Here is a 24,762-nt window from a genome sequence, read left to right on the forward strand (position 1 = left end):
GCCTATAATCGCCGCCACTTTTTGGTCAATCCGGCCAAGTGTTTTTGGTCAACTAACGGGGGCAACGCCCAATGAGCTACAGCAAGATTCCGGCTGGCAAAGACCTGCCGAACGACATCTACGTCGCGATCGAGATCCCGGCCAACCACGCGCCGATCAAATACGAAATCGACAAAGACAGCGATTGCCTGTTCGTTGACCGTTTCATGGCCACCCCAATGTTCTACCCGGCCAACTACGGTTACATCCCGAACACCCTGGCTGACGACGGTGATCCCCTGGACGTGCTGGTCGTGACCCCTTACCCAGTTGCTCCAGGCTCTGTGATCCGCGCCCGTCCGGTCGGCATCCTGAACATGACCGACGACGGCGGCGGCGATGCCAAAGTCATCGCTGTTCCACACGACAAGCTGTCCCAGCTGTACGTCGACGTGAAGGAATACACCGATCTGCCAGCCCTGCTGATTCAGCAGATCGAGCACTTCTTCGCGAACTACAAAGATCTCGAAAAAGGCAAATGGGTCAAGATCGAAGGCTGGGACGGCGCAGACGCCGCCCGTGCTGCGATCACCAAGTCGGTTGCTGCCTATAAAGGCTAAAAGCAGCCGCAAGCTTCAAGAAAAACCCCGGTGATCCGGGGTTTTTTGTGGGTGCTTGAAAAGCATCACTTAAACACCTTGTTTAATAGGGCTTGTTTTGGTGTTTTCTTGTTTAATTTTCCTCAAGAACGTCTTACATCCGGTCGTAAATTTCCCTCGAAATTTGAACGGTTCGTTTATTCAAAGCCTTATACCGCGCCAGTAGACTCGTGTTTATGAAAAAGAACACTAGCGGCCCTCGATTCAAAGCGCTCCTTGGATTAGCCAACATCACGACAACCGGGTTTGCCGATTTCCTGAATACGGCCCCGCAAAATGTCCATAACTGGTTCACCCGTGGTGTGCCCGCCCACTGCATGGAAGAAGTCGCCAGAAAACTGTCCGTCAACAGTGAATGGCTGAAAACAGGCGATGGCCCGAAGGACGCCACGCACCTGCGTCTGCACGACGAATCCGGCAATACCTTCGACGCACAGGCCATTCGCGGCGTTTACACGGTTATCGAGCCCACCGACGTCGAACTCCCCCTCTACAAGGAAACCGCCACAGCCCCCGGCTCCGGCAAAACCCACGTCGTCGAAGACCCAGGCCAATCAATCCGACTGCCCCGCAGCCACCTCGACTCCCTGGAGATCAACCACGCCGATGCGATCTGCATCCACATGATCGGCAACAGCATGGCCGAACGCATAGAAGATGGTTCTACCCTGGCCATCGACCGTGGCCTGACCCAGATTGTGGATGGCGAAATCTACGCCATCGAACATGACGGCATGCTACGCATCAGATACCTGCACCGAATGCCGGGCAATGCACTGCGATTGCGCAGCCATAACCGCGCAGAACACCCGGATGAAATCTTCAGGCCCGCGCAAATCGAAGAACAGAACATCAGGGTATTGGGCTGGGTGTTCTGGTGGTCAACGCTGAACAAACGCAGGCCGCCAGTGCCGTTTCTGTGACTCCGAGGCGTTTCATCGCGGGCAAGCCACGCTCCCACAGGATCATGCAATACCTGTGGGAGCGTGGCTTGCCCGCGAATGCAATGGAAAATTCACCATGAAAGTCAGGGGTGCCACAGGACTCGCAGCTCACCAGAAAGCCCTACCCCACACACCAAGCTGGGAATTTCCCAAAAAAATCAGTATGCTGCGCCCCACATTTGCGCATCGACCCGCCACGCGGCTCAGATCGCACCGACCAGGCAGATGATTTTCTCGCCGAGTCCCACAGCCGGACGCAAGATCCGGGTGTACGTTTTGAAGGCTGGCGCGGTTTACCAAAAATAAACCAAGCCAGTCCCCGAGAAGCCGGCCACAAGCCGGCTTTTTAATGCCTGGAAATAAGTCGTTATCCGAGAGTTTCAGTCACGGATAACTAAACCCCTTAACCAACGTCAACTCCCCCACCGCCCGCATCGGCACCAGGAATGTTTCCATCTTCTCGCTCGGCGTCCCCTCCTCGGTAATCACCGTCACCTGCGCCGTGGTCAACGGTTGCACCGCCTCCTCCTGCCCTTCTTCATCACTGCGATAGCCTCCGCCGAAGTAGTTCACATACACCAGATACTGCCCTTTGATCGGTGCCGGCATGGCGAAGATTTCCGGGCCGTAGCCGGTGGTGACGTCGACATCGAGTGCAGCGCCGTTGGGGGCGACGCGGTCGCCGTACCAGATGTGCGCACCGTCGGGGGTGATGAGGTGCAGGTCCAGGTCCGTGCCGTCGCTGTCCCAGGCCAGCAGCACTCGCAACTTGGCGGGGGTGGCTCCACTACTGGCGTTCAGGAATTGCGTGCGTTGGCGTTGTTGGCCGTCAGGGCTGCGGATTTCGACGCTGTTGCTGCCGTTGGGGAATGAGAACGGTCGATCGAAGCGGCCGGCGGGGTCGATTTTCAGTGGCATGCTGACGCCGTTGACGATCAGCCGGCCGGGGTCGTTGGTCTTGGGGGTGGCTTTGATCTGGCCGCTGATGCGCGCGGTGTTGGCCTGTCCTGCCGGGGTGTTGACCGAAGAGGCCGGGTAATTGACGGTCTGGCGGAAGCTTTCGCCCTCGCCGTCGGGCGCGCCGGTGCGCCAGCCACCGACCGGGGTGTCGAGTTTGACGCCTTGCGCCATTGCCAGCGGCAGCGCCAACAACGAACAGAGCAACAGCAAGACCTGTGGATAACGGAGTGTCATGGTCTATTCCAGCAAAAGGTGGCGGGCGAGCCCTTCGATGTAGGTTTCATCCTGGCCATTGGGGTGTGCTTCGAAGGCCAGGTGCAGGTATTCGTGGGTCAGGTCGAGGCGGTCTTGCAGCGAGAGCACGCCACGCACGTAGATACGCTGGCGTTCACGGTCGACATAGGGCCGACCGAAGGTCAGGCGGCAGACGGCGAACGTGCTGACTTCGTTGTAGCCGGTTTCACTTTCCAGCGTCGGGCGCCAACTGCGCCGCTGTTTCTGCAGCCAGTCCTGTGCGGCAGGCAGTGCTTCGCAGGAAGCGACCGGATTGTCCCAACGGCTGAGGCTGGCGCGTGGATAAGCGTGCAGCAGAATGGTGTCGTAGCGTTGGCCGGCGCTGGCCTGCTCGACGGCTTGCTGCCAGGACAGCTTGTCCGGCCCGGGTTGATCGGAATGGTAGGTAACACTGCTGCCGGCCAGCACCAGATCGCTGGTCCAGGCGGCGATATTGCGCGCTTCAGCAGAAGCCGGACGGGGGGCGACCCGCTGGCGCTGGCTGCTGTCGTCGATGCTCAGGCAGTCGCCGTGGCGCGTGGCGTTTTGCAGCAGGTAGGTGCGGATGGCCACGGCCAGGGCTTTGGCGGCCTCGACGGGCTCGGGGGTCGCTTCTCGCTGAAGCACGCGGGCGACATATTCTTCACGATCCAGGCGGGCGACTAGTTTGCCCTGGAGTAAAAAAAGCTCGCCGTCACTGTGGATATTCAGCTGATTGCCGTTGGCGAACTCGACACGATAGTCGCCCCGCAACGGCCCCGACGGCACTTCGCTGCTTCCCGACAATACCCGTTCAAGTGGATAGCGGGAGAACAGGCTGACTTCAACACAACGTCCCGCGTCTGCGGGCCACTCAACAGGCACGACTGCCGATAACGCCGCAGCATAATCGCGCAAAACCCGCTGACTGGTCCCGCGTCCACCCGCCCAGATCGGCGAGCCGTCCGCCGTCCAGCCCGCGAACCCGCCCTGACGCGACGCAACATCCTGATCCCCCAGCCAGCTCCAGGTCTTCACTCGCAACCGGCTGCCGAGCTCGCCCACGACGTTGCCGTCAGCGGCGTTGAGGATCACGTCGAGCAGCACCCGTCGCGCCTGTTCCTGCGCCGGCATCACCGCCAGCATGCGCAACAACTCCGCGACCGAAACACGGGTAGCAGGCTGCAACGACCGCACATTCAATAACCACGGCGGCGCCTGCCGCGCTTGCCAGTACGTCCGCCAATCTGCATCGGTAATGCCCAGGCGCGCCGGGTCAAAATACAACCCGCAGGATTTCACCAACGCCTGATCCCGCTCGATCTTGCCTCCCGCAGTGCAGCAATACACTTCCTCTTTCGACTGCCCGCGACATTCATAAGCCGGCTCACGGGCGCCGGTGTCCACCAGCCAGCCATACACAAACAGCTTCCACACACTGCCCAGCGGTGCCTGCAAGGTGTCGGGCAGCGGTTCGCGGGCCAGCAGCTGTGTACGGCTCAACGACAACAGCTCACCTTTGAATGCCAGACGTAACGGTTCGTCCTGCGCCAGGGTCAGCACAGGGATCAAACACAGCAACAGGCAGACCAGAGGCCGGAACATGTCAGTGGACCGTGACCTGACCGAACGCCGGTTTCTGTTCCTGAGCCTGATGCTGTGGCGCATACACCTGGGTGAAACGCACTGGCGGCAAATTGAACTGGCCCTTCTGCGAGAAACGCACCAGATGCCGAAGCCGCAATTCACCGCTCAGCGCATCCACCGGCACCGCGTAGGCCAGTTGCCCCGGTTCGAAACGGGCCTTTTCCAGTGCCGTCGGCTCGGTGCCCGCCTTACCCATGAGCTTGATACCCCAGGTGGTGCGCTCGACATCGGCGCCCGGAGGCAGCGGCACTTCGAGCAGACCGTAGCGCAATGGTCTGGCCGCCTTGCCGGTGAGGATCACTTCATCCAGATACAGGCTGTCGCTGGACAACGGCGTGGCGCCGACCGGTTCCAGCTTGAAGGTGAAGGCTTCGTCACCCGGCACCAGTCGCGACAGGCGTCGGGTGATGCTGACGGCCATCGGCTCCACCGGCGGCTGCCGGGTCTGGAAACTCAACGCGGCTCGCAGCGGCCGCTCTTGTGTCCCGGTCAACGACAACACCGCAGGCACGGGCGAAGCCCCTTCCCATGTCCAGTACATCTCACCGGTATCACCGTGTTTTTTCTTCCAGCCTTCACCGGGCGCCAGCGCGAGGGTGGGCGAGGCCTGTTCGATGCTGCGTTGCAACCAGGTCAGCGCCAATGCGCGTTCCAGCGTCGATTGTTGCGGGAGCAAGCGCTGCAACAGCGATGTCGCGCGAGCCTGATCGAAGGGTTGCAACGACAGGTTCAAGGCCTCTGCAAATGGCTGGGAACTGACGGCCAATCGCTGCTGCGCGTCGGGCATTTGCCGAGTGAATGCGTCCGGCGCGGTAACTTTCGATTGCTTGGCCAAAGAGGCGGTCAACACCCGAGCCGCCGCCAAACCAAGCGCTGAATCCGGATCGCTCATGACGAGGCTGTCTTCGCCATCCTCCATCAGATTCGCGGCGTTGCCCTCGCCCGCTTTCGCCAGATCCTCCATCAAACCACTGAGCAAGGTATTCACCGGCAGTTGCATCTGCCTGGCGAACGACAGGATCAGCGCACGCTGCAACAGCGGCGTGTTTTTCGACTGCTTGGCGTAAACCTCCAGCACCCGCAGCCAATGCTCCGGTGGCAGGCTCAGCTCCAGCACTTTGCTCGCGTGCCAGTCGGCGTAATACGCGTAGGCGGTGAGGAACGCATCCGGCTCGCCGTCCATGCCCCACCAGGTGAAACTCGCCGAAGGCCCGGCCATTTGCACCAGGCGCAAGCGGCTGTTCTGCATGATCAGGCGCAAGCGATCGCGAATCTGCGGGTTCGACGACAACGTCGGATAGGCGATGCTCAGCGGCAGTAATTGACTGGCGGTCTGCTCGACACCGCCATACGGATAGCTCAGCAGATCATCGAGCGCCGAGCGGAACAGCGCTTGCGGACTGTCATCCAGACGCAGGCGGATGCCCGTGGCGTCTGCCGGCAAGCTCAGTGGCGTATCACCACTGGCCACGTCCAGGCTTTGGCTTTGCGTGACCTGCCAACCTTCACCGGACGCGGTCAAACGCACTGCCAAGGCATCGGCGGTCTTGCCGTCCTGCACCAGCTCGGCTGTCCATTCGCCATTGGTCAGCGCGAACGCCGGCAACGGGATGTAATTGATGCCGCTGTTCAGCGTGACGGGAACACGCTGATCAGTGCCCACGTAATGAATCACCAGTTCAGCCTTGACCGGGCTTTGCGCCTGACTGAACGCGAACACGCCAAGGTCCGGTTTATCCCCTGTGCGGAATTTGTTCGGTCCGCTCCATTTGAGGTACAGCGGTTTTTCCGAGCGCACGAACTGCTTCCTCTGCCCCACTGCGCCGTCATCGGCGATGGCCCGGACGGTGATGCGCCAGCGGGTCAGGGAGTCCGGCATCTTGAAGGTGAAGCGGGTTTTGCCATTGGCGTCGGTCACCAGCTCCGGTTGCCACGCGGCGGTGTCCACATCTTCACGACGCGGCCGCTCCAGCACTTTCACCCCACGTTCGCTGCGATTGGCCTTGCCCGGTGCCCCAGGGCTGCCCGGCAACGCGACGTCATAGCTGATGAACGACAGACTGGCACTGGTGCGCACGTTGTTGCGTCGTGGGTGGTAGAAGAACTGGTCGATGGTCGGCGCCACTTCCGGTTGCAGCGCGTAGACCATTTCGTCGACCACGCTGACCGTCAGATGCGCGGGGACCGGCTTGCCGGCGAACTGCGTGGTCAAGTCCACGGACACTGTGTCACCGGGTTGATAGGTGTCCTTGTCGGTAGCGATGGCAACGTCAATTTGCGGGGTAATCACCTTGATCCCGGCGTTCTGAAAGCTGTACTGGCCGCCCTTGGTGTACAGCACCGAGAACGTCAGGTTCGGCGCAAAGTTCTCCTTCACCGGAATGCGGGCGCGGTATTGGGTGTCGCTGAGTTTTTCCATCTTCAGCCAGTCGCCACCCTTGGAGAGCAGTGCGGTGGCCTCGACCTTGTCGCGCTCCAGCGACAGCAGTGCATCGCTGATCGGCTCGGGGAACGTGATCAGCGCCAGCGCTTCATCGCCCGCCTTGTATTCGGGCTTGTCGAGGACGATTTCCACGGTGCCTGGCGCTGCTTTGACGCCATCGCCGGTGACGGAATGCCCGGTAGCGCCCAGGGTTCGACCGTGGTCATCCCTGAGCGTCAGGTTGTAAGTGCCCGGGCGCTCGAAAGCCAGGGTGAAGCCTTTATCGGTCGCCGTCAGTTTGCCTTCACCGGTGCTCTGATCTTCCAGGCGAACCCAACCGTAACTGCTCGGCGCGACCGTTTCGGCTTGCTCGCTTTCATTGGCGTAGCTGAATGCAACCTTGTCGCCCACCGCACTGAAGCGCTGCGGTGCGCTCAAACGAAAGTTCGCCGCAGCGCGATCGATGAGGATTTCCTTGGTGGTCTTGACCCGGTAGGCGGCGCCATCACTGGCGAACACGGTGAGCATGTAACGGCTCGGTTTCTCGGCGGCCGGCAGGTCGAGGGTGGCGTTGCCCTTGGCGTCGGTAGTCAGTTCGGTGCTGGTCAGCTCCACCGGGAATTGCCCGAGGTATTGCAGCTCGTTGTCGACCATCGACAGTTGCTGGGCGCGCAGGCTCAGACTGAGTTTGGCGTTGGCCACCGGCTTGCCGTCCGGGTACAGCAGCACCAGATTGCCTTTCACCGCCTCGCCGGTGCGGTAGTCCTGCTTGGCCAGGTTCAGCGAAATCTCGAAGTGCGGCTTGATGTATTCCGCCACGCGAAAGGCACTGCTGTAGGCCTGATCCTTATAGCTCAAGCGCAGCTCATAACCACCGGCTACGGCATTGTCGGGCAACTGGAAACGGCCCTGAGTACCAGCCTTGGAGTCGAGCTTCAAATCGAGAGTTTGCAGCGCCGTACCGGTCGCATCCAGCACGGTCACGTTGACGTCGGCGGCGGCCGGCTGCACCGAATCCCGTGCATTCTTGAATTCGCGTCCGACGATTTTCAGCGACACCCAATCCCCCGGCCGATACAGCGGCCGGTCCGTGAAGGCGTAGAGTTTGGTGTCGTAGATTTCGCTGTCGTAGTAGAAGTTTTCCGAGACGAAAACGCCGCCCTCCTCGTCCTCGCCGATCACGAACGAACGTTCGGGGCTGACGTGTTTCAACCGCAGCAACCCCTCGGCATCGGTGGCGCCGCTGCTCATCACGCCCAGGCCATCGGTCCACAGGACATTGACCTTGGACACCGAACTGCCCTCGTGCTTGCGTGCAGCCCACACCAGCAATTCGTCACCGGTAATCTTGCTCACGGCCACTGTGTTGGAAACGAAAACCATGGTGGTCGCGCGGTACTTGCCGATCAGTGCTTCGACCAGATACAGGCCCGGTTTCAGATTGCCCAACGGGATATACACGTTACCCGGCGCAACGCTGACGAACTCGCTGGAAGACCCGGCGAGGTTGACACCCTCGGGTGGCTGGATGGGTTTGGCTTGCCACAGTGGATAACGAAACTGGCTGACCACCGGCAGGCCGGGAATCAGTGCGAATTGCGGCTGCGCATCGTAGGGCGTTGGCGCGACCATAGCGGCGCCCATCTTCAGTTCCGGCACTTGCTCGGTGACTTGTTTGCGCGACTCGTAGGAAAACGCCCGCTGCATCACCCGACGGGATTTGCGGTACCAGTTGTCCCACAGGTACGCGAGCGTGTTGGACAGACCTTCGCCCTTGAACTGTCCGTCGCTGACCACGCGGTGCAGGTTCTTCTGGCGCTTGAGAAAGTCCAGTGGCTTATCGATGCGGTACACGCGAATGTCGGCACCGCCGTAAGGCTCCATGCGGAATCGGCGGTAGTCACGCCCGGGCGCTTCGAGGCGCACCATGGCCTGTTCGTCACTGCCGAAACTGCTGTCGGCCAACAGGAAAAAACTTTCACCGGCCACGGGCGAATATCCGCTCGGCTCGACGTTGTCTTCGGCGCTGACCGTCGAAAAAGGCAACACCAGGAGCAACAGCAGAGGCAGGAAACGCAGCATGCGGGCACCGATCATTGGGCGAGAAAATTCAGTCGATAGACGCCGATGAAGTTGGGGTTGGCTGCATCGGGTATCCATCGGGTGTCCTTCCATGTCATGAGTTGTTGCAGGCTTGCCGAACGCATGCCGTTATCGGTGGGGGTCGTGGTGCCGGTGTGATAGACCATGTAGCGGCCCATCCAGATCATCAGGTGCTGGTCGTCGCCCTGATCGAAAAACATCAGGTCACCTGGCCGGGCCTGGGCCACGTCACGGCCGACCAGATGGCTGTTGAACTGGATCAACTTGATCGCGTTGACGTACGGCCCGACCTTGCCGCCGCCCTGCTGCCATTGCTGGGCGAGACCGCGCTGGGCATCGCTCAGTTGCAATTCCGGAGGAAGGTAGCGATTGGACAGACCGTTGCTGCGCAGCCATTTGTCGTCGTGGACTTTCAGCGCTTCGTTGGCGGCGAAGCGCACCAGCCCGGCGCAATCTTGCTGATACCAGCGCGGACTCGGGCCCTGGCTCAGTTGCTCCTGGGCGATGCGCACGAACCAGGCGCGGAACACCTGGGACTGCTGCACATCCAGCGCCGGTGCTTCGACGGCCAATGCCGGTGCCGTCAGCAGCAACAGCGCCAGCAGGCGCAGGCTTCGGATCAGTCCAGTCACAGCGCTTTCCACATTAGCGGCAGCCATTGCCAATGGCCGTCGGGTTCGCTGCCCTCGGGCAATGTCAGGGCGTACTTGCCGTAACCGCCGAGGGTACGCAGTTTCGGGATCAGCCAGGTTTGCGCGGCGTTGTAGAACACCGGCTCCATGTCCTGAGGCAGGCTGTCGAGGGTCTCCTGTTGCATCAGTTGCGCCATGGCGTCCGGGCCGAAATAGATTGGCATCAGCACGTCTTTGGGCACCACATCGGCCATCGGCGGGAAACGTTTATCGAGGGTGCCCAGCGCCTTGTCCACCAGCTTGTCATCAAGGGAAAACAGCAACGTCGAACCATGACGGGCCAGGCTCACGCGCATGAAGGCCTTGCCGGTAATCGCGTCCGGGTCGTCGGCGTCCTTGGCCGCATAGGGGCCGAAGTTGGAACTGACCTGGCGCTGCCACTGATGAACCTGGCCTTCCTGTTTCTCCACCACAGGGAACGCATGCTCTTCGACATTGCCTTCGTAGGCGCCGACCATCGAGCCAAACAGTTTGCCCAGATCGTCATCCCGTTTGACGCTGTCTTTGTCATTCAGGCTGGCCACTAGCAACGGCGTGTACAGCCGCGAATCGGCGTACCAGCACAGGCCGGCCGCACCGGCCATGTGTTCGGTCAAGGCCTGGGCCACGTTCTCTTCGGCGCCGAGTTTTACCAACAACGGTTTCTGTTGTTCGGCGGCCAGGGGCAAGGCCACACAAGCGCTGGCACCCATGGGCATGGCTTGCCAGATCGGTTTGAAATCGAAGTCCGGCTGATTGTCCAGTTCGTCCATGGCGAGGAAGCTGTGCCAGCCTTTGTCGTCCATGTCGAAACGCAGGCCGGCGAAGTTCGGGATAAAACGCTGATACCCCATGGCCAACACGCTGGCATTGACCGACAGCCGCTGCTTGACCTCCGGTGCACGGGGCGGCAGGCCGAAGGCTTCAGGGAACAGTTTGTCGCCGCCCAGCAGTGCGGCGATGGCCTGGGTCGAGACACTGCCCGGCTCCTGCGTCACCCCGCTTTGCGGGTCATAAAGCTTGGTCGGATTCGACATCACCACCAGTTTGTCGCCATGGGAAGCGAACAACAGCGCCTTGCTGGCGTTGTAGGTGAGTTGATAAAGCGCCACGTCATCGGCGCCGACTTTAACGTCAGCGATCTTGCTCAGTTGCGAATCGTCCAACGCCACTTTCGCCAGCGGTTCCAGCACCTTGGCCAGGCCGCCGCGATCCATCACCAGCAGGAAATCCTTCAGTCGCCCATCGGCCCCGCGCCACAGCGCCACATCGGCCGGCTGATCGAACAACTGCTCGATCAAGGTGTCCTGCAACTTCAGGTCATGCTCATAAATGATCCGCCGCAGACTGCCGATCAGCCCGAGGCGATCGGCGTGGGTTTCGTAATAGAAGACGAAATCTTCGGTCAGGGTCTCCTTGAGGAACGGCACCGCCAGCAAGTCCTTGGGCAACTGACTCAGGGACCGGGTTTCCAGCAAGCCATCGGGACGGCTCATGCCGAGCTTTTCCGCCGCCAGTTGCGGTGCCGGGGTCTTGCTTTTATGCATCAGCCAGCCCATTCCGCCAGCCACACCCACGACCAGACACAGCCCGACGATTATGGCCGGCCAACGGCGGGATGGTTTGACACCGGGCGTTTCGGCGGCCGGGGCTGCAGCATTTTCACTCATGTTCAAAAACCCATTTCATCCGTGTGGCGGGATGCTCAATAGTTGAAAGTCTTGACCAGCAGCAGGTCACCGATCGCGCGCAGGGGCACGATGAAGGTTTCGCGTTTTTCGTCGACGGTGTTTTCGTTGAGCACCAGGTTGATCTGAGAAGTGATCACTTCGTTCTGGTTGCTGGCCTCATCGAAGTTATAGCCGCCGCTGCCGAAGTTGCCCCAATAGTTCACGTAAACCAGATAAGTGCCATGCAGCGGTGCGGTCATGGTGAACATTTCCGGACCGGGGCCGTCGACGCCGTCCGGGTCGAGGCCGCCGCCGTTGGTCAGCGCCGAGTGAGCCCAGAACGCGTGCTGGCCATCAGGGGTAATAATGTGCAAGTCGAGTTCGGCTTTGGGATCGTCCCAACCCAACACCACGCGAATTCGCGCGGGTGTGCGCAAATTGTTGGCCTCAAAGAATTGAACGCGCTTGAGCGACTGGCCTTCGGCGCTGCGCACTTCGACGCTGTTGGAACCGGCGCCGAAGGCATAGGGTCGGGCGAAACGCCCTTGATCGTCGGTGTACAGGTTCAGTGGATTGCCATTGACCGCCAGGGTGTGGGGGCCGCGTTGCGTACCGATGGCCTTGAGCTGACCCTCGATCATCGTGCGATTGCGCTGCACGCCGCGGTCGATGGGCGGCGTGGGATAGGCGACTTGCGGGTTTTCCGTGCGGTCCAGCAACCCGTTGAAGCGCCAGCCGCCCACCGGTTCCGATAACTCGGCGCTCGGCGCGGCCAAAATCACGGGCGCGGTAGCCAACCCGATCAGCAGCAAAAGAAATAAACGCATGTGATGCCTCCTGCCATGCATGACGAAACCTTGCGCCTGATCCTCGGCGCGTTACAGATCCGGATACTGCGTTTCGTCCGAAAGACCCGTGAATATTGGGCCGTCGATGGCGCGAAGGTTAGACGTTCAGCTGGAACCTCACAATCAGATCAATCCTGCAATGCGGCGCGTATCACGGTTGTGGGTGGACGGTGAGCCGATTAGCGACTGTATTCGGCACACAAAATGAGCCGAATAACTCGTGCGACGAGTTCGACTATTTCCTGTAGGAGCGAGCTTGCTCGCGAAAAACCTGAGGGCGCCGCAGCGCATCAGGTTTTGCGCGTTATCGTTGACCACCATCGCGAGCAAGCTCGCTCCTACAAGGGACAGGTCCGGTTCCGCCCTGTAATACGTGGCGCAAACACCCCGCTCATTTGCCCATAAACCCCCTATCTGCTAGTGTCGCGCCGGTTTAACGTCAACCGGAAATCGCCGCCATGGCCCGCAAAAAAGCTGCACTGGATTTCGAACAGTCCCTCGCTGACCTGCAAACGCTGGTGGAGCGTCTGGAGAACGGTGAATTGTCGCTGGAAGACTCGCTGACCGCTTTCGAGCAAGGCATCGGGCTGACCCGCGATTGCCAGGCGGCGCTGGCCCAGGCCGAGCAAAAGGTTCAGGTGCTGCTCGAGCGTGATGGCGAGTTGGCCGAGGAACCCTTCGAAGCGGATCAACCAGAATGATTGCAGCGTATTCGGCGACCAGCCAGGTCCGCGTCAACGCCGCCCTGGAAACCCTGTTCACCGCGCCGAGCCCAGAGCTGGCGCGCCTGTACGAAGCCATGCGCTACAGCGTGATGAACGGTGGCAAGCGCGTGCGTCCATTGCTGGCCTATGCCGCATGCGAAGCGCTGGGCGGCAAGGCCGAGCAAGCCAACGGCGCAGCCTGCGCGGTGGAGTTGATCCACGCTTATTCGCTGGTGCATGACGATTTGCCGGCGATGGACGACGACGATCTGCGTCGCGGCCAACCCACCACCCACAAGAAATTCGATGAAGCCTGCGCGATCCTCGCCGGCGACGGTTTGCAGAGCCTGGCCTTCAGCGCCCTGCTCGACCCGCGCCTGAGCAACGCTGACGCAGACATTCGCCTGCAAATGGTCAGCGCGCTGGCGCAGGCCGCAGGCCCGGCGGGCATGGTCGGTGGTCAAGCCATCGATCTGGGCTCGGTCGGCCTGAAGCTCGATCAGAAAGCCCTCGAATACATGCACCGGCACAAAACCGGCGCACTGATCGAAGTCAGCGTCACACTCGGTGCCCTGGCCAGTGGCCGTGCCGAGAAGGACGAACTCAAATCCCTGCAGACTTATGCACAGGCCATCGGCCTGGCGTTCCAGGTCCAGGACGACATCCTCGACGTCGAAAGCGATACCGAAACCCTCGGCAAACGCCAGGGCGCCGACATTGCCCGCGACAAGCCGACCTACCCGTCCCTGCTCGGGCTCGACGCCGCCAAGGCCTACGCCCTGGAACTGCGCGATCAGGCGCTGCACGCACTGCGACCGTTTGACGCGGCCGCCGAGCCATTGCGCGATCTGGCCCGGTATATCGTCGAGCGCCGTCACTGACGGCGTATCCGCCAAAAAAGACCAACGCGTGGGCAGGGACCGATGCATCAGGTAAACTGCCGCATCTTTTATACCTATAACGATTCGCCTGATGCCCACGACGTTTCATGAGATTCCCCGCAAGCGCCCAACCACGCCCCTGCTCGACCGCGCGAACACGCCGGACGGCCTGCGCCGGTTAGGCGAAGCCGAGCTGGAAACCCTGGCCGATGAGTTGCGCCTGGAATTGCTCTACACGGTCGGTCAGACCGGTGGGCATTTCGGCGCCGGCCTGGGCGTGATCGAGCTGACCATCGCGTTGCATTACGTTTTCGACACCCCGGACGACCGGCTGGTGTGGGACGTGGGTCATCAGGCTTATCCACACAAGATCCTCACCGGTCGTCGCGAGCGCATGGGCACCCTGCGCCAGAAAGACGGCGTTGCCGCCTTCCCGCGCCGTTCCGAGAGCGAGTACGACACCTTTGGCGTCGGCCACTCCAGCACCTCGATCAGTGCGGCGCTGGGCATGGCGATTGCCGCCCGCCTGCAAAACAGTGATCGCAAGGCGATTGCCGTGATCGGCGACGGCGCCCTGACCGCGGGCATGGCGTTCGAAGCGCTGAACCATGCGCCGGAAGTGGACGCCAACATGCTGGTGATCCTCAACGACAACGACATGTCGATCTCACGCAATGTCGGCGGTCTGTCGAACTACCTGGCGAAAATCCTTTCCAGCCGCACCTACGCGAGCATGCGCGAAGGCAGCAAGAAAGTACTGTCGCGCCTGCCCGGTGCCTGGGAAATCGCCCGGCGCACCGAAGAATACGCCAAGGGCATGCTGGTCCCCGGCACGCTGTTCGAAGAGCTGGGCTGGAACTACATCGGTCCGATCGATGGCCACGACCTGCCGACCCTGATCGCCACGCTGCGTAACATGCGCGATCTGAAAGGCCCGCAATTCCTGCACGTCGTCACCAAGAAAGGCAAAGGTTTCGCCCCGGCGGAAGTCGATCCGATCGGTTACCACGCCATCACCAAACTCGAACCCCTGGACGCCCCGGCCGCCGCGCCGAAAAAAGCCAGCGGACCGAAGTATTCCGGTGTGTTCGGTGAATGGCTGTGCGATATGGCAACGGCCGATCCGCGTCTGGTCGGGATCACCCCGGCGATGAAGGAAGGTTCCGACCTCGTGGCTTTCAGCGAGCGTTTCCCGAAACGCTACTTCGACGTGGCGATTGCCGAGCAACACGCCGTGACCCTCGCTGCCGGCATGGCCTGCGAAGGCGCGAAGCCCGTGGTGGCGATCTATTCGACGTTCCTGCAGCGTGGTTACGATCAGCTCGTTCACGATGTGGCGGTGCAAAACCTTGACGTGCTGTTCGCCATCGACCGTGCCGGCCTGGTGGGTGAAGACGGTCCGACCCATGCGGGCAGTTTCGACCTGTCGTTCCTGCGTTGCATCCCCGGTATGCTGGTGATGACACCGAGCGACGAAAACGAACTGCGTAAAATGCTCACCACCGGTCACTTGTATGAAGGCCCGGCCGCGGTACGTTATCCGCGCGGCAACGGCCCGAACGCGACCATCGAGAAAAACCTCGAACCGATCGAAATCGGCAAAGGCGTGGTCCGCCGCCAGGGCAGCAAAGTCGCCCTGCTGGTGTTCGGCGTGCAACTGGCCGTGGCCCTGAAAGTCGCCGAGACACTGGATGCCACTGTGGTCGACATGCGTTTCGTCAAACCTCTGGACGAAGCGCTGGTGCGTGAAATCGCCGCCAGCCACGAACTGCTGGTGACCGTCGAAGAAAACGCGATCATGGGCGGTGCTGGCGCAGCGGTCAGCGAGTTCCTCGCCCGGGAAAACATCCTCAAATCGGTGCTGCACCTGGGCTTGCCGGACATCTACGTCGAACACGCCAAGCCTGCGCAAATGCTGGCCGAGTGCGGACTGGACGAGGCCGGGATCGAAGCGTCGATTCGCGAACGCCTGCAACTGTTGAACCTGTAACCCCTCCCTCCTGTAGGAGCTGGCTTGCCAGCGAAGGCGCCCGTAAGGACGCCAACAGCTTCGCTGGCAAGCCAGCTCCTACAAGGACCGCGCCGTCCTTGATGAACACGAATAATCCATGAATCTCTCCCGCCTCATCCTGACGCTGGCCGTGGTGCCGGCTGGCCCGCTGCTGGCCGACACCTTCGAACGCGACCAGGCCTTGAAGCTGCCCGATGTGCTGATCAGTGCCAATCGCCAGGTTGAAGCACGCAACGACAGCAGTGCCGCCAACACCGTGTTTACCCGCGAAGACATTGATCGGCTGCAACCGGACAGCGTCACTGATCTACTGCGTCGCGTGCCGGGCGTACAAATTGCGCAAACCGGTGGGCGTGGCAGTCTGCCGGGGGTTTACATTCGCGGCACGCAATCGGCACAAAGTCTGGTGTTGGTCGATGGCCAACGGATCGGCACCTCGACCTCCGGTGACAGCAACCTGCAACACATCAACATCGAACAGGTCGAGCGTGTGGAAGTGCTGCGGGGGTCGCGCTCGGTGATTTATGGCAGCGACGCAATCGGCGGCGTGATCCAGATCTTCACCCGTCGCGGAAGCGAACCCGGCTTGCGACCGCAACTGCACGTGGGCGTTGGCAGCCATCAGACCTGGGAACGCAGCCTCGGTTTAGCCGGCGGAGATGAGTTGACCCGCTTCAACCTCGGCGCCAGTCTCGATGAGACCGCCGGGATCAATCGCACCCGCGAGTCGTTTCCCAGTGATGGCGATCACGATGCGTATCGCAATAAGTCGTTCAGCCTGAGCCTCAGCCATGCCCTCACCGACGACATCGAAATCGGTGCCAACCTGCTGGATAACCGTGGCAAGAGCGAATTCGACAACCCGTTTGGTCGCTTCGACCTGGATACCTTCGAATCAGTCCAGCAGCAGCCCTACAGCGAATTCGACGTGAGCAGTGTCAGCAGCTATGTCGATGCACGGGTTAACGACGCCTGGAAAACCCGCATCGAATTCGGCCACAGCGAAAACCGCGAAAAGACGCTGGATAAGCTCAGCGATGAACGCAGCGTGTTCAACACTTACCGCGATTCGGTGAGCTGGCAAAACGACCTGACACTCGATGAACGCAACAGCCTGATCCTCGGCGGGGACTGGTATGAAGACCGGGTCAACAGCACCACGGCGTTCGACGAAGACAGTCGCTGGAACCAAGCGGCGTTTATTCAGCATCGCTACCGGACCGACAGCTTCTCCACAGAACTTGGCCTGCGCCGCGACCAGAACCAGCAATTTGGCGGTCAGAACAGCTGGAGCGGCACTTTCACCCTCCCGCTGAACCCGGACAACGATGTGCTGCTGACCTACAGCGAAGGCTTCCGTGCCCCGACCTTCAACGACCTGTACTACCCGGACTTCAGCAACCCGGACCTGAAGCCCGAAACCTCGAAAAGCTACGAGTTGCAATGGCGCAGTCAATTGTCCGAAAACAGCCGCCTGGAAGCCTCGCTGTACCGAACGGACCTGGAAGACGCGATCATCTTCGGCAGTAATTCGCGACCGGAAAACGTCGCCTCGGCACGGATCAACGGTTTCGAAGCGGCGCTGAAGCAAGAACTGTTCGGCTGGCAGAGCAACCTTGGTGTGGCAATCATCGACCCGCGGGACCAGGGAACGGGGCATACCCTGGCCCGTCGCGCGCGGCGCACGCTGAGTCTGGATGTCGATCGGCAGTTTGATCGCCTGGGGCTCGGCGCCAGTTGGCAAGCGGTGAGCCGCAGCTACGACGACTTGAGCAATCAACAGCCCTTGGGTGGCTATGCCTTGTTGGGGTTACGCAGCAGTTGGGAACTCAATCGCGAGATCAAGCTGGAATTGAAGGTGGATAACCTGCTGGACAAGGATTACAGCCGGGTGTTGTACAGCCATGAAGGCAGCCAGTTCGGGTATCGCGAGGAAGGTCGGGCCTGGATGTTTGGGGTGACGTGGACGCCGCAGATCTGATCCGGAGTTTGCGGTGTATAGGCTGACCTCTTCGCGAGCAGGCTCGCTCCCACAGGGATTTTGCGTCGTTCACAGATCCAATGTGGGAGGATTACAGCTGGGTGTTGTACAGCCATGAAGGCAGCCAGTTCGGGTATCGCGAGGAAGGTCGGGCGTGGATGTTTGGGGTGACGTGGACGCCGCAGATCTGATCCGGAGTTTGCGGTGTATGGGCTGACCTCTTCGCGAGCAGGCTCGCTCCCACAGGGATTTTGCGTCGTTCACAGATCCAATGTGGGAGGATTACAGCTGGGTGTTGTACAGCCATGAAGGCAGCCAGTTCGGGTATCGCGAGGAAGGTCGGGCGTGGATGTTTGGGGTGACGTGGACGCCGCAGATCTGATCCGGAGTTTGCGGTGTATGGGCTGACCTCTTCGCGAGCAGGCTCGCTCCCACAGGGATTTTGCGTCGTTCACAGATCTAATGTGGGAGCGAGCCTGCTCGCGAAGGCAGCACCTCGGCGTTAGCGCTCCGGCGCGATCAATTTGCACAACTTGGCCGTGGCTTCAATCATCTGCCCACTCGGTCGCTCAAGGCCTTTGTCGGTGACCAGTAGCAACTGCCCGCTCACCACCGCAGCCACCTGCGGCCATGCTTTCCACGCCTCCAGCTGCGCCTGATCACTGGCCAGAATCACCTCGGGATTACGCTGTAACACCGCCTCAACACTGACTTGCGGAGCCGGCAACGCCAGATCGGCAAACACGTTGCGAACACCGCAAACATCCAGTGCATCGCTGATGATCTGCCCGCCACCCACGGTGTAAAGCGGCTTATCCCAGACCTGATAGAACACCCGTAACGGCTGATCGCGCCGATAACGCTGACGCAGCTCCACCAACCGCCGACGCAAATCGGTAGCCAACGCCGTCCCGCGCTCCGGACGCCCGAGTTGCGAGGCAATGGCTTCGATTTGTGCGGTGAGTTGCGCGAAGTCGTGGGGTTCGGCGACAAAGGTGGGGATGTTCAAGCGCTTCAGCTGTTCGCGCTGGGCAGGGCCAACACTGCCGGGCCAGAGCAGCAGCAAATCGGGTTTCAGGCTGAGCAGCCGTTCCATGTCCAACTGACCGTAGCGACCGACGGATGGCAGGTTCTTGAGTTCGACGGGACGTTCGCCGGCATCCAGCACCCCTACCAGAAGGTCGGCGGAGCCCAGTTCGACAACGATTTCGGAGAGCGATGGCGCGAGGCTGACCACCCGCTCGACCGCCATCGACGAACCGCAGGCGGCCAGCAGCAAATACGCCAGCCAGACAGGACGCATCAACCCAGTTGACGCGGAATGCGGTAGAGGTAGAACAGCACCAGGGTCGACAGCGCCAGCAGCATCAGCGGCACGGCTTCGAGGCCGACAAACACCGCCAATGCACCGATCCACGCCGGCAGGCCGGCGGCGAGGAACGCCGTTCGCCGTTTGGCGGCCAGGCTGATCCACGCGGCGGGTTCTTCAGGGGTATCGAGGGCTTTCTGGGTGGCGATCAACGCATGTTTGTAAGCGCCGAAGAACTTCAGGCTGACAAACATCGAAGCGACACCGGCGATGAATAACGGCATCGCCAGCACCGGCAAGATGGCTTCACTTTGGCCGAACACACCGTTGATCACGAACAACGGCAACAAGGCCAGCGCCAGGTATTGCCACCAGTTGACGGACAGCCGCCGCCGTACCTGACCGCGGGTCACGCCCGGTCGACCTCGCCCTGATGTTCGTTGCCCATCATGTGGTCGAGCTTGCTGGCCTTGGTCGCCAGGTAGAGTTTGTTGTGCGGGTTATGACCGGTGTGCAACGGCACGCGCTCGGCGACCACGATACCCATGTCGGTCAAGGCCTTGACCTTGCGCGGGTTGTTGGTCATCAGGCGCAGGGACTTCACGCCCAGGTGCTCCAGCATCGGCAGGCACATGGCGTAGTCGCGCTGGTCGGCGGCAAAGCCCAGGCGCTCGTTGGCTTCAACGGTGTCGGCACCGCCATCCTGCAATTCGTAGGCGCGTATCTTGTTCAGCAGGCCAATGCCGCGGCCTTCCTGACGCAAGTACAACAACACGCCACGGCCTTCACGGGCGATGGCCTGCAGCGCTGCCTCAAGTTGCGAGCCGCAGTCGCAACGCTGGCTGAACAAGGCATCGCCCGTCAGGCATTCGGAATGCAACCGGCCGAGTACCGGGGCACCGTCGGCGATCTCACCCAGGCTCAGCACAACGTGCTCGCGGCCGGTAGCTTCATCGAGAAAGCCGTGCATGGTGAATTGCGCAAAAGGCGTTGGCAGCTTGGAAGCGGCGACAAAAACGACAGGCACCGTTGTGCTCCTGATCTAAAGAGACTGAAGATTCGCAGGCCGGCATTGTAACAGCAGGTTCCGACGGGCGCTTAGGCTGAATTATCGGCGATAACTATCAAAAAGTTTGATATTCGGGCTGCCCGGCCCTCTGTGGGAGCGAGCCTGCTCGCGATGACGGACTTTCAGTTGGCGAATATGTGGCTGATACACCGCCATCGCGAGCAGGCTCACTCCTACAGGGTTAATCACCAGTCGTAAGATTGCGATCAGTTCGAATCGAACGGATAAGGCTGTTTCCAGCGCTCGAAAATAGGTTTCAGCTCGCCGTTTTTCACCAGTTCCTCCATGCGCCGGTCGAACAGGGCCATCAATGTGCGAGCTTCGGGCGTCTTGGCAAAACACAGATACAGCGGCAATTCGGCGACATGGGTGCGGCGGAACTGGGACGGATCCCTGGCCCGATTGAGGACATAATCGACTTCGGTCAGAGCATCGATGTAGAAGTCGGCACGTTTGTAAGTCAGCATCGAGACGATGCTGGTGCGCCGGATCACTTCGTCGTAGTGGCGTATGTTGGGCAGGTAATCCTGGTAATCGTAGCCGCGTACCCAGGCCAGTCGGTAATTGCCCAGGGTTTCCGGGGTCGGCACCGGGCTGCTGGCCAGCCCCAGGGCGTAGATGTGATCGGTATCGAAATTCCAGTGCGGATAGAGCAATTCGTCGGACTCGCCCCGGTAGGAACCGACACAAGCGTCCACTTCGCCGCGCTGGGCCAGCCCCATGGCACGCAGGTAAGGTTCGGTGCGGATGTCGATCTTGACGCCTGCCGGTTCAAAGACCTGCCGCAGTACGTCCCAGCCCAGCCCATGGCCATCAGCGGCGGTGTAGTCTTCCCACTCTTCGCTGGCCAGGTGAATCACCGACGGTGTCGTCGCGGTCTCCCCCGCGTGGACGAGTGAGCAAAACACGGCAAACACCAGCACCATCAACCCGCGTCGAGCCATCCTTAGTTCTCCCAGTTAATGCGCTCCCACTTAACGCCTCATGACCTCCAGGTCAGGCGAAAATCCGCATCAGTCCCTGCATCGCCAACCATGCAAACACCCCGGCCAGGACATCATCGAGCATGATCCCGACACCGCCGTGTACGTGCCGATCAATCCAGCGAATCGGCCACGGCTTGAGAATATCGAAGAAGCGGAACATCAGGAAACCCGCCAGCAGCCACTGCCAACCTTCCGGCACCAGCCACAGGGTGATCCACATCCCGACCATCTCGTCCCAGACGATGCCTTCATGGTCGTGCACCCGCAAATCGTCGGCCACCTTGCCGCACAGCCAGAAGCCGAACAGCATGGTGATGCCCAGCATCAGCCAGTAGCCCCAATCGGGCAACATCTGCCATAACGGGATGAAGGGTAGCGCAACTAACGACCCCCAGGTGCCCGGTGCCTTTGGCAAGGTGCCCGAGCCGAAGCCGAACGCCAGGAAATGCCATGGATTGCGCCAGACCGACGGCGGTACGTTTTCCGCCGGGACCTGTTTGGGGTGATCTGTCACGGTGTCTCCCGAAAATGTTGATAGCCCCGGGTTTGCGGGGTGATGTCTTTGCCATCGGCGTCCAGCAACCTCACGCCCTGCCCCGTCACTACCTGCCCGATCACGTGTATCGGCCAGCCGTCGGCCAGCAACAGCGGTAACTCGACGGACGGTAAGGTGAAGGCCAGGACGTAATCGTCGCCACCGCTCAGGGCCGCAACCTGTGCGTCCGACTGACCGAGAAAGTCGACCAGGCTCCGGGACAACGGCAAACGCTCCCGTTCGACTTCGATACCGACCTTCGAGGCCAGCGCGATATGCCCGCAATCCGCGAGCAGACCATCGGAGATATCCATGGCCGAGGTGGCCTTGCCACGCAGCGCCTGACCCAATCCGAGCTGCGGTTGCGGCGACCAGTAATGCGCCAGCAACGGTTCGGCAATGCTCGCTTCGGCCGTGCGCTGGCCGAGCACCAATGGCAAGGCACCGGCGGCATTGCCCAGGTCGCCGCCGACACACAGCAGATCGCCCGGTTGCGCACCGCTGCGGGTCAGCGCCAGACCGGCCGGCACACGTCCGAATACGGTCATGGTCAGGCTCAGCGGCCCACGGGTCGTGTCACCCCCCACCAGCGCCACGCCACAGCTTTGCGCCATCCGGTTCAAACCACGGGAATAGGCTTGCAGCCAATCGGCGGTCACCGTCGGCAATGTCAGGGCAAGGGTAAAGGCAACGGGGGTGGCGCCCATGGCGGCCAGGTCGCTGACTGCCACGGCCAGCGAGCGCTGACCCAGCAGAAACGGGTCGCAAGGATCTGCGAAATGCACACCGGCCACGAGGGTGTCGGTGGAAATCGCCAACTGCTCCCCGGGAGGAACAGCCAGCAAGGCGCAGTCATCGCCGATGCCGAGAGCAACGCCTTCGCCGCCCTGCGCACAAGGCGCGGCGGCAAAGAAATTGCGGATCAGCTCAAACTCGCCCATGGCTTCGTGCCGACGTTACAAGCGCCGATCAGCGCTTGAACGCCTTCACTTCAGCTTCACGCAGACGCGGAGCCAGCTTGTCGAGCACGCCGTTGACGAACTTGTGGCCATCGGTGGAACCGAAGACCTTCGCCAGTTCGATACCTTCGTTGATCACAACGCGGTATGGCACGTCGACGCGCTTGAGCAGTTCCCAGGTGGACAGGCGCAGAACCGCCAGTTCAACCGGGTCGAGCTCTTCGATGGTCAAGTCCAGGCAAGGCTTGAGTGCGGTATCGATTTCGGTCTTGAACTGCGGAACCCCGTGCAGGATTTCGCGGAAATACGCGCCATCGACATCGGTGAAATCGTTATCGACCCGGAACTGCGCTTCGATCTCGTTCAGCGACTGCTTGGCCATGTGCCATTGATACAGTGCCTGAGTCGCGAGCTGACGGGCTTCGCGACGCTTGGCGCTTTTCGATGGCTTGCCGGCATCCGCAGGCTTTGGATCGCGCGGGTTGAAACGATCGCTTTCGTCGCTAATCACTTGGCCTCCAACTGCGCCAGCAGGCTGACCATTTCCAGAGCGGACAGGGCAGCTTCGGCACCTTTGTTACCGGCCTTGGTGCCGGAACGTTCGATGGCTTGCTCGATGGAATCAACGGTCAGGACGCCGAAAGCGACCGGTACGCCGAACTCCATGGACACCTGGGCCAGGCCCTTGGTGCATTCGCCCGCCACGTATTCGAAGTGCGGAGTACCGCCACGAATGACCGCGCCCAGGGCGATGATTGCCGCGAACTCGCCTTTCTGAGCGACTTTCTGCGCAACCAGCGGGATTTCGAAGGCGCCAGGAGCGCGGATGATGGTGATGTCGCTTTCGCTCACGCCATGGCGAACCAGGGCATCAACTGCACCGCTGACCAGGCTTTCAACGACGAAGCTGTTGAAACGGCCCACTACCAAAGCGTAGCGGCCTTTAGGGGCGATGAAGGTACCTTCGATGGTCTTCAGGGTCATTCGATAGATCTCTTAAAGAGCCGGGACGCGTCTGTTACGCGCCCCTCGGTGATTTATTTGCCGCGAATTCAAGGCCGGAAACAACCGGTCATTATTCGGAGGGCACGTATTCTACAACTTCCAGATCGAAACCGGATATCGCATTAAATTTCATCGGTGCCGACATCAGGCGCATTTTGCGCACACCGAGGTCACGCAGGATCTGCGAACCGGCCCCCACGGTGCTGTAGGTGGTCGGCTTTTTCACTGCCAGGTGATCAGCGGTTTCGCGGATGTGCGCCAGCAACACGTCGCCATCGAGCGGGTGACCGAGCAACAACACCACGCCGCTGCCGGCCTCGGCAACCGTGGCCATGGCGGCGCGCAGGCTCCAGCGGCCCGGTTGCTTGACCATCAGCAGGTCGCGCAGCGGGTCCATGTTGTGCACGCGAACCAGGGTCGGTTCTTCGGCGCAGATATTGCCCAGGGTCAGGGCCATGTGCACGTCGCCTTCCACGGAATCACGATAGGTCACCAGGTTGAATTGGCCCAGTTCGCTATCCAGTGGCTGCTCGGCAATCCGCTGAACGGTACGTTCGTGGATCATCCGGTAGTGAATCAGGTCGGCGATGGTGCCGATCTTGATGTTGTGTTCGGCGGCGAAGGCTTCCAGTTCGGCGCGACGGGACATGGTGCCGTCGTCGTTCATCACTTCGCAGATCACGCCGCTCGGCTCGAAACCGGCCATGCGCGCCAGGTCACAGGCGGCCTCGGTGTGGCCGGCACGGGCCAGGGTGCCACCGGCCTGGGCCATCAGCGGGAAAATGTGACCGGGGCTGACGATGTCTTCAGCCTTGGCATCACGGGCAGCAGCCGCTTGAACGGTGCGCGCGCGGTCGGCGGCGGAAATACCAGTGGTCACACCGGTGGCCGCTTCGATCGATACGGTGAACTTGGTGCCGAAACCGGAACCATTGCGCGGCGCCATCAGCGGCAGCTTGAGCAGTTCGCAGCGCTCGCGGCTCATCGGCATGCAGATCAGGCCACGGGCGTGCTTGGCCATGAAGTTGATGTGCTCGGCCTGGCAGCACTCGGCGGCCATGATCAGGTCGCCTTCGTTCTCGCGGTCTTCGTCATCCATGAGGATGACCATCTTGCCTTGGCGGATGTCTTCAACCAGTTCTTCGATGCTATTGAGCGCCACAAGGC

General features: G+C 61.1%; 21 protein-coding genes. 6 read left to right on the plus strand and 15 right to left on the minus strand.

Annotation, left to right across the window (positions count from 1 at the left end; genetic code table 11):
* Window positions 1–71 precede the first annotated feature (71 nt).
* Both ppa and LAB08_RS26990 read left to right on the plus strand, forming a co-directional pair.
* Complete coding sequence (gene ppa, locus LAB08_RS26985; protein ID WP_007933577.1) at window positions 72–599, plus strand: inorganic diphosphatase; 528 nt, start codon at window positions 72–74, stop codon at window positions 597–599.
* 215 nt (window positions 600–814) lie between these two features.
* A complete protein-coding gene (locus LAB08_RS26990) occupies window positions 815–1,561 on the plus strand; it encodes a S24 family peptidase (protein ID WP_096514848.1) in 747 nt (248 codons plus the stop codon).
* Window positions 1,562–1,966: 405 nt separating this feature from the next.
* On the opposite strand, the gene LAB08_RS26995 is transcribed toward LAB08_RS26990, so the two are convergent.
* From LAB08_RS26995 to LAB08_RS27020, 6 genes are read right to left on the minus strand one after another with little or no spacing between them, the layout of a single operon-like run.
* Window positions 1,967–2,776: a YfaP family protein gene (locus LAB08_RS26995; RefSeq protein ID WP_096514846.1), complete on the minus strand. Its 810-nt coding sequence runs from the start codon at window positions 2,774–2,776 to the stop codon at window positions 1,967–1,969.
* 3 nt (window positions 2,777–2,779) lie between these two features.
* Window positions 2,780–4,399: a DUF2300 domain-containing protein gene (locus LAB08_RS27000; RefSeq protein ID WP_096514844.1), complete on the minus strand. Its 1,620-nt coding sequence runs from the start codon at window positions 4,397–4,399 to the stop codon at window positions 2,780–2,782.
* A gap of 1 nt (window position 4,400) precedes the next feature.
* Window positions 4,401–8,960 (minus strand): alpha-2-macroglobulin family protein, encoded by a 4,560-nt coding sequence (locus tag LAB08_RS27005; protein WP_096514842.1) that lies wholly within the window; start codon window positions 8,958–8,960, stop codon window positions 4,401–4,403.
* Window positions 8,957–9,625 (minus strand): DUF1175 domain-containing protein, encoded by a 669-nt coding sequence (locus LAB08_RS27010; protein WP_096514840.1) that lies wholly within the window; start codon window positions 9,623–9,625, stop codon window positions 8,957–8,959. The genes LAB08_RS27005 and LAB08_RS27010 overlap by 4 nt, the downstream gene beginning before the upstream one ends.
* Window positions 9,595–11,307 carry a DUF2138 domain-containing protein gene (locus LAB08_RS27015; RefSeq protein WP_096514838.1) on the minus strand — a complete coding sequence of 571 codons (1,713 nt, stop codon included), beginning with the start codon at window positions 11,305–11,307 and terminating at the stop codon, window positions 9,595–9,597. The genes LAB08_RS27010 and LAB08_RS27015 overlap by 31 nt, the downstream gene beginning before the upstream one ends.
* Window positions 11,308–11,342: 35 nt before the next feature.
* Complete coding sequence (locus LAB08_RS27020; RefSeq protein WP_096514836.1) at window positions 11,343–12,134, minus strand: YfaP family protein; 792 nt, start codon at window positions 12,132–12,134, stop codon at window positions 11,343–11,345.
* A 479-nt stretch (window positions 12,135–12,613) separates the two neighbouring features.
* On the opposite strand from LAB08_RS27020, the gene LAB08_RS27025 reads away from it, so the two are divergent.
* The 4 genes from LAB08_RS27025 to LAB08_RS27040 all read left to right on the plus strand — a co-directional run bounded on the left by LAB08_RS27025 (window position 12,614) and on the right by LAB08_RS27040 (window position 17,732).
* The gene (locus tag LAB08_RS27025; protein ID WP_056743654.1) at window positions 12,614–12,856 is read left to right on the plus strand and encodes an exodeoxyribonuclease VII small subunit; all 243 of its coding nucleotides are present in this window, start codon (window positions 12,614–12,616) and stop codon (window positions 12,854–12,856) included.
* Window positions 12,853–13,740 carry a (2E,6E)-farnesyl diphosphate synthase gene (gene ispA / locus LAB08_RS27030; protein ID WP_096514832.1) on the plus strand — a complete coding sequence of 296 codons (888 nt, stop codon included), beginning with the start codon at window positions 12,853–12,855 and terminating at the stop codon, window positions 13,738–13,740. The genes LAB08_RS27025 and ispA overlap by 4 nt, the downstream gene beginning before the upstream one ends.
* A gap of 91 nt (window positions 13,741–13,831) precedes the next feature.
* Window positions 13,832–15,730: a 1-deoxy-D-xylulose-5-phosphate synthase gene (gene dxs, locus LAB08_RS27035; RefSeq protein ID WP_096514830.1), complete on the plus strand. Its 1,899-nt coding sequence runs from the start codon at window positions 13,832–13,834 to the stop codon at window positions 15,728–15,730.
* A 118-nt stretch (window positions 15,731–15,848) separates the two neighbouring features.
* Window positions 15,849–17,732, plus strand: coding sequence for a TonB-dependent receptor domain-containing protein (locus LAB08_RS27040; protein WP_096514828.1), 1,884 nt, complete (start codon window positions 15,849–15,851; stop codon window positions 17,730–17,732).
* Between the two features lie 502 nt (window positions 17,733–18,234).
* On the opposite strand, the gene LAB08_RS27045 is transcribed toward LAB08_RS27040, so the two are convergent.
* The 9 genes from LAB08_RS27045 to ribBA form a co-directional block, all read right to left on the minus strand.
* A complete protein-coding gene (locus LAB08_RS27045; RefSeq protein ID WP_096514826.1) occupies window positions 18,235–19,035 on the minus strand; it encodes a cobalamin-binding protein in 801 nt (266 codons plus the stop codon).
* Window positions 19,035–19,454 carry an MFS transporter gene (locus LAB08_RS27050; protein ID WP_096514824.1) on the minus strand — a complete coding sequence of 140 codons (420 nt, stop codon included), beginning with the start codon at window positions 19,452–19,454 and terminating at the stop codon, window positions 19,035–19,037. The genes LAB08_RS27045 and LAB08_RS27050 overlap by 1 nt, the downstream gene beginning before the upstream one ends.
* The gene (gene ribA / locus LAB08_RS27055; RefSeq protein WP_044465292.1) at window positions 19,451–20,068 is read right to left on the minus strand and encodes a GTP cyclohydrolase II; all 618 of its coding nucleotides are present in this window, start codon (window positions 20,066–20,068) and stop codon (window positions 19,451–19,453) included. Before ribA ends, LAB08_RS27050 begins: the two co-directional genes overlap by 4 nt.
* 248 nt (window positions 20,069–20,316) lie before the next feature.
* Entirely contained in the window at window positions 20,317–21,054 is a 738-nt protein-coding gene (locus tag LAB08_RS27060; RefSeq protein WP_096514823.1) for a substrate-binding periplasmic protein, read from the minus strand.
* A 52-nt stretch (window positions 21,055–21,106) separates the two neighbouring features.
* Window positions 21,107–21,610: a phosphatidylglycerophosphatase A family protein gene (locus tag LAB08_RS27065; RefSeq protein WP_096514821.1), complete on the minus strand. Its 504-nt coding sequence runs from the start codon at window positions 21,608–21,610 to the stop codon at window positions 21,107–21,109.
* Window positions 21,607–22,572, minus strand: a complete 966-nt coding sequence (gene thiL / locus LAB08_RS27070) for a thiamine-phosphate kinase (protein ID WP_096514819.1) — start codon at window positions 22,570–22,572, stop codon at window positions 21,607–21,609. Before thiL ends, LAB08_RS27065 begins: the two co-directional genes overlap by 4 nt.
* Window positions 22,573–22,600: 28 nt before the next feature.
* Complete coding sequence (gene nusB, locus LAB08_RS27075; RefSeq protein ID WP_095197200.1) at window positions 22,601–23,101, minus strand: transcription antitermination factor NusB; 501 nt, start codon at window positions 23,099–23,101, stop codon at window positions 22,601–22,603.
* Window positions 23,098–23,574, minus strand: a complete 477-nt coding sequence (gene ribH / locus LAB08_RS27080) for a 6,7-dimethyl-8-ribityllumazine synthase (RefSeq protein ID WP_003228649.1) — start codon at window positions 23,572–23,574, stop codon at window positions 23,098–23,100. The genes nusB and ribH overlap by 4 nt, the downstream gene beginning before the upstream one ends.
* A gap of 91 nt (window positions 23,575–23,665) precedes the next feature.
* Window positions 23,666–24,757, minus strand: coding sequence for a bifunctional 3,4-dihydroxy-2-butanone-4-phosphate synthase/GTP cyclohydrolase II (gene ribBA / locus LAB08_RS27085; RefSeq protein ID WP_096514817.1), 1,092 nt, complete (start codon window positions 24,755–24,757; stop codon window positions 23,666–23,668).
* Window positions 24,758–24,762: the final 5 nt, after the last annotated feature.

Source organism: Pseudomonas izuensis (assembly GCF_002356535.2).
GTDB lineage: Bacteria > Pseudomonadota > Gammaproteobacteria > Pseudomonadales > Pseudomonadaceae > Aquipseudomonas > Aquipseudomonas izuensis.

Coding starts and splice junctions, on each gene's coding strand:
- ppa (WP_007933577.1), top strand. CDS start 72: ATGAGCTACAGCAAGATTCCGGCTGGCAAAGACCTGCCGAACGACATC.
- LAB08_RS26990 (WP_096514848.1), top strand. CDS start 815: ATGAAAAAGAACACTAGCGGCCCTCGATTCAAAGCGCTCCTTGGATTA.
- LAB08_RS26995 (WP_096514846.1), bottom strand. CDS start 2,776: ATGACACTCCGTTATCCACAGGTCTTGCTGTTGCTCTGTTCGTTGTTG.
- LAB08_RS27000 (WP_096514844.1), bottom strand. CDS start 4,399: ATGTTCCGGCCTCTGGTCTGCCTGTTGCTGTGTTTGATCCCTGTGCTG.
- LAB08_RS27005 (WP_096514842.1), bottom strand. CDS start 8,960: ATGATCGGTGCCCGCATGCTGCGTTTCCTGCCTCTGCTGTTGCTCCTG.
- LAB08_RS27010 (WP_096514840.1), bottom strand. CDS start 9,625: ATGGCTGCCGCTAATGTGGAAAGCGCTGTGACTGGACTGATCCGAAGC.
- LAB08_RS27015 (WP_096514838.1), bottom strand. CDS start 11,307: ATGAGTGAAAATGCTGCAGCCCCGGCCGCCGAAACGCCCGGTGTCAAA.
- LAB08_RS27020 (WP_096514836.1), bottom strand. CDS start 12,134: ATGCGTTTATTTCTTTTGCTGCTGATCGGGTTGGCTACCGCGCCCGTG.
- LAB08_RS27025 (WP_056743654.1), top strand. CDS start 12,614: ATGGCCCGCAAAAAAGCTGCACTGGATTTCGAACAGTCCCTCGCTGAC.
- ispA (WP_096514832.1), top strand. CDS start 12,853: ATGATTGCAGCGTATTCGGCGACCAGCCAGGTCCGCGTCAACGCCGCC.
- dxs (WP_096514830.1), top strand. CDS start 13,832: ATGCCCACGACGTTTCATGAGATTCCCCGCAAGCGCCCAACCACGCCC.
- LAB08_RS27040 (WP_096514828.1), top strand. CDS start 15,849: ATGAATCTCTCCCGCCTCATCCTGACGCTGGCCGTGGTGCCGGCTGGC.
- LAB08_RS27045 (WP_096514826.1), bottom strand. CDS start 19,035: ATGCGTCCTGTCTGGCTGGCGTATTTGCTGCTGGCCGCCTGCGGTTCG.
- LAB08_RS27060 (WP_096514823.1), bottom strand. CDS start 21,054: ATGGCTCGACGCGGGTTGATGGTGCTGGTGTTTGCCGTGTTTTGCTCA.
- thiL (WP_096514819.1), bottom strand. CDS start 22,572: ATGGGCGAGTTTGAGCTGATCCGCAATTTCTTTGCCGCCGCGCCTTGT.
- ribH (WP_003228649.1), bottom strand. CDS start 23,574: ATGACCCTGAAGACCATCGAAGGTACCTTCATCGCCCCTAAAGGCCGC.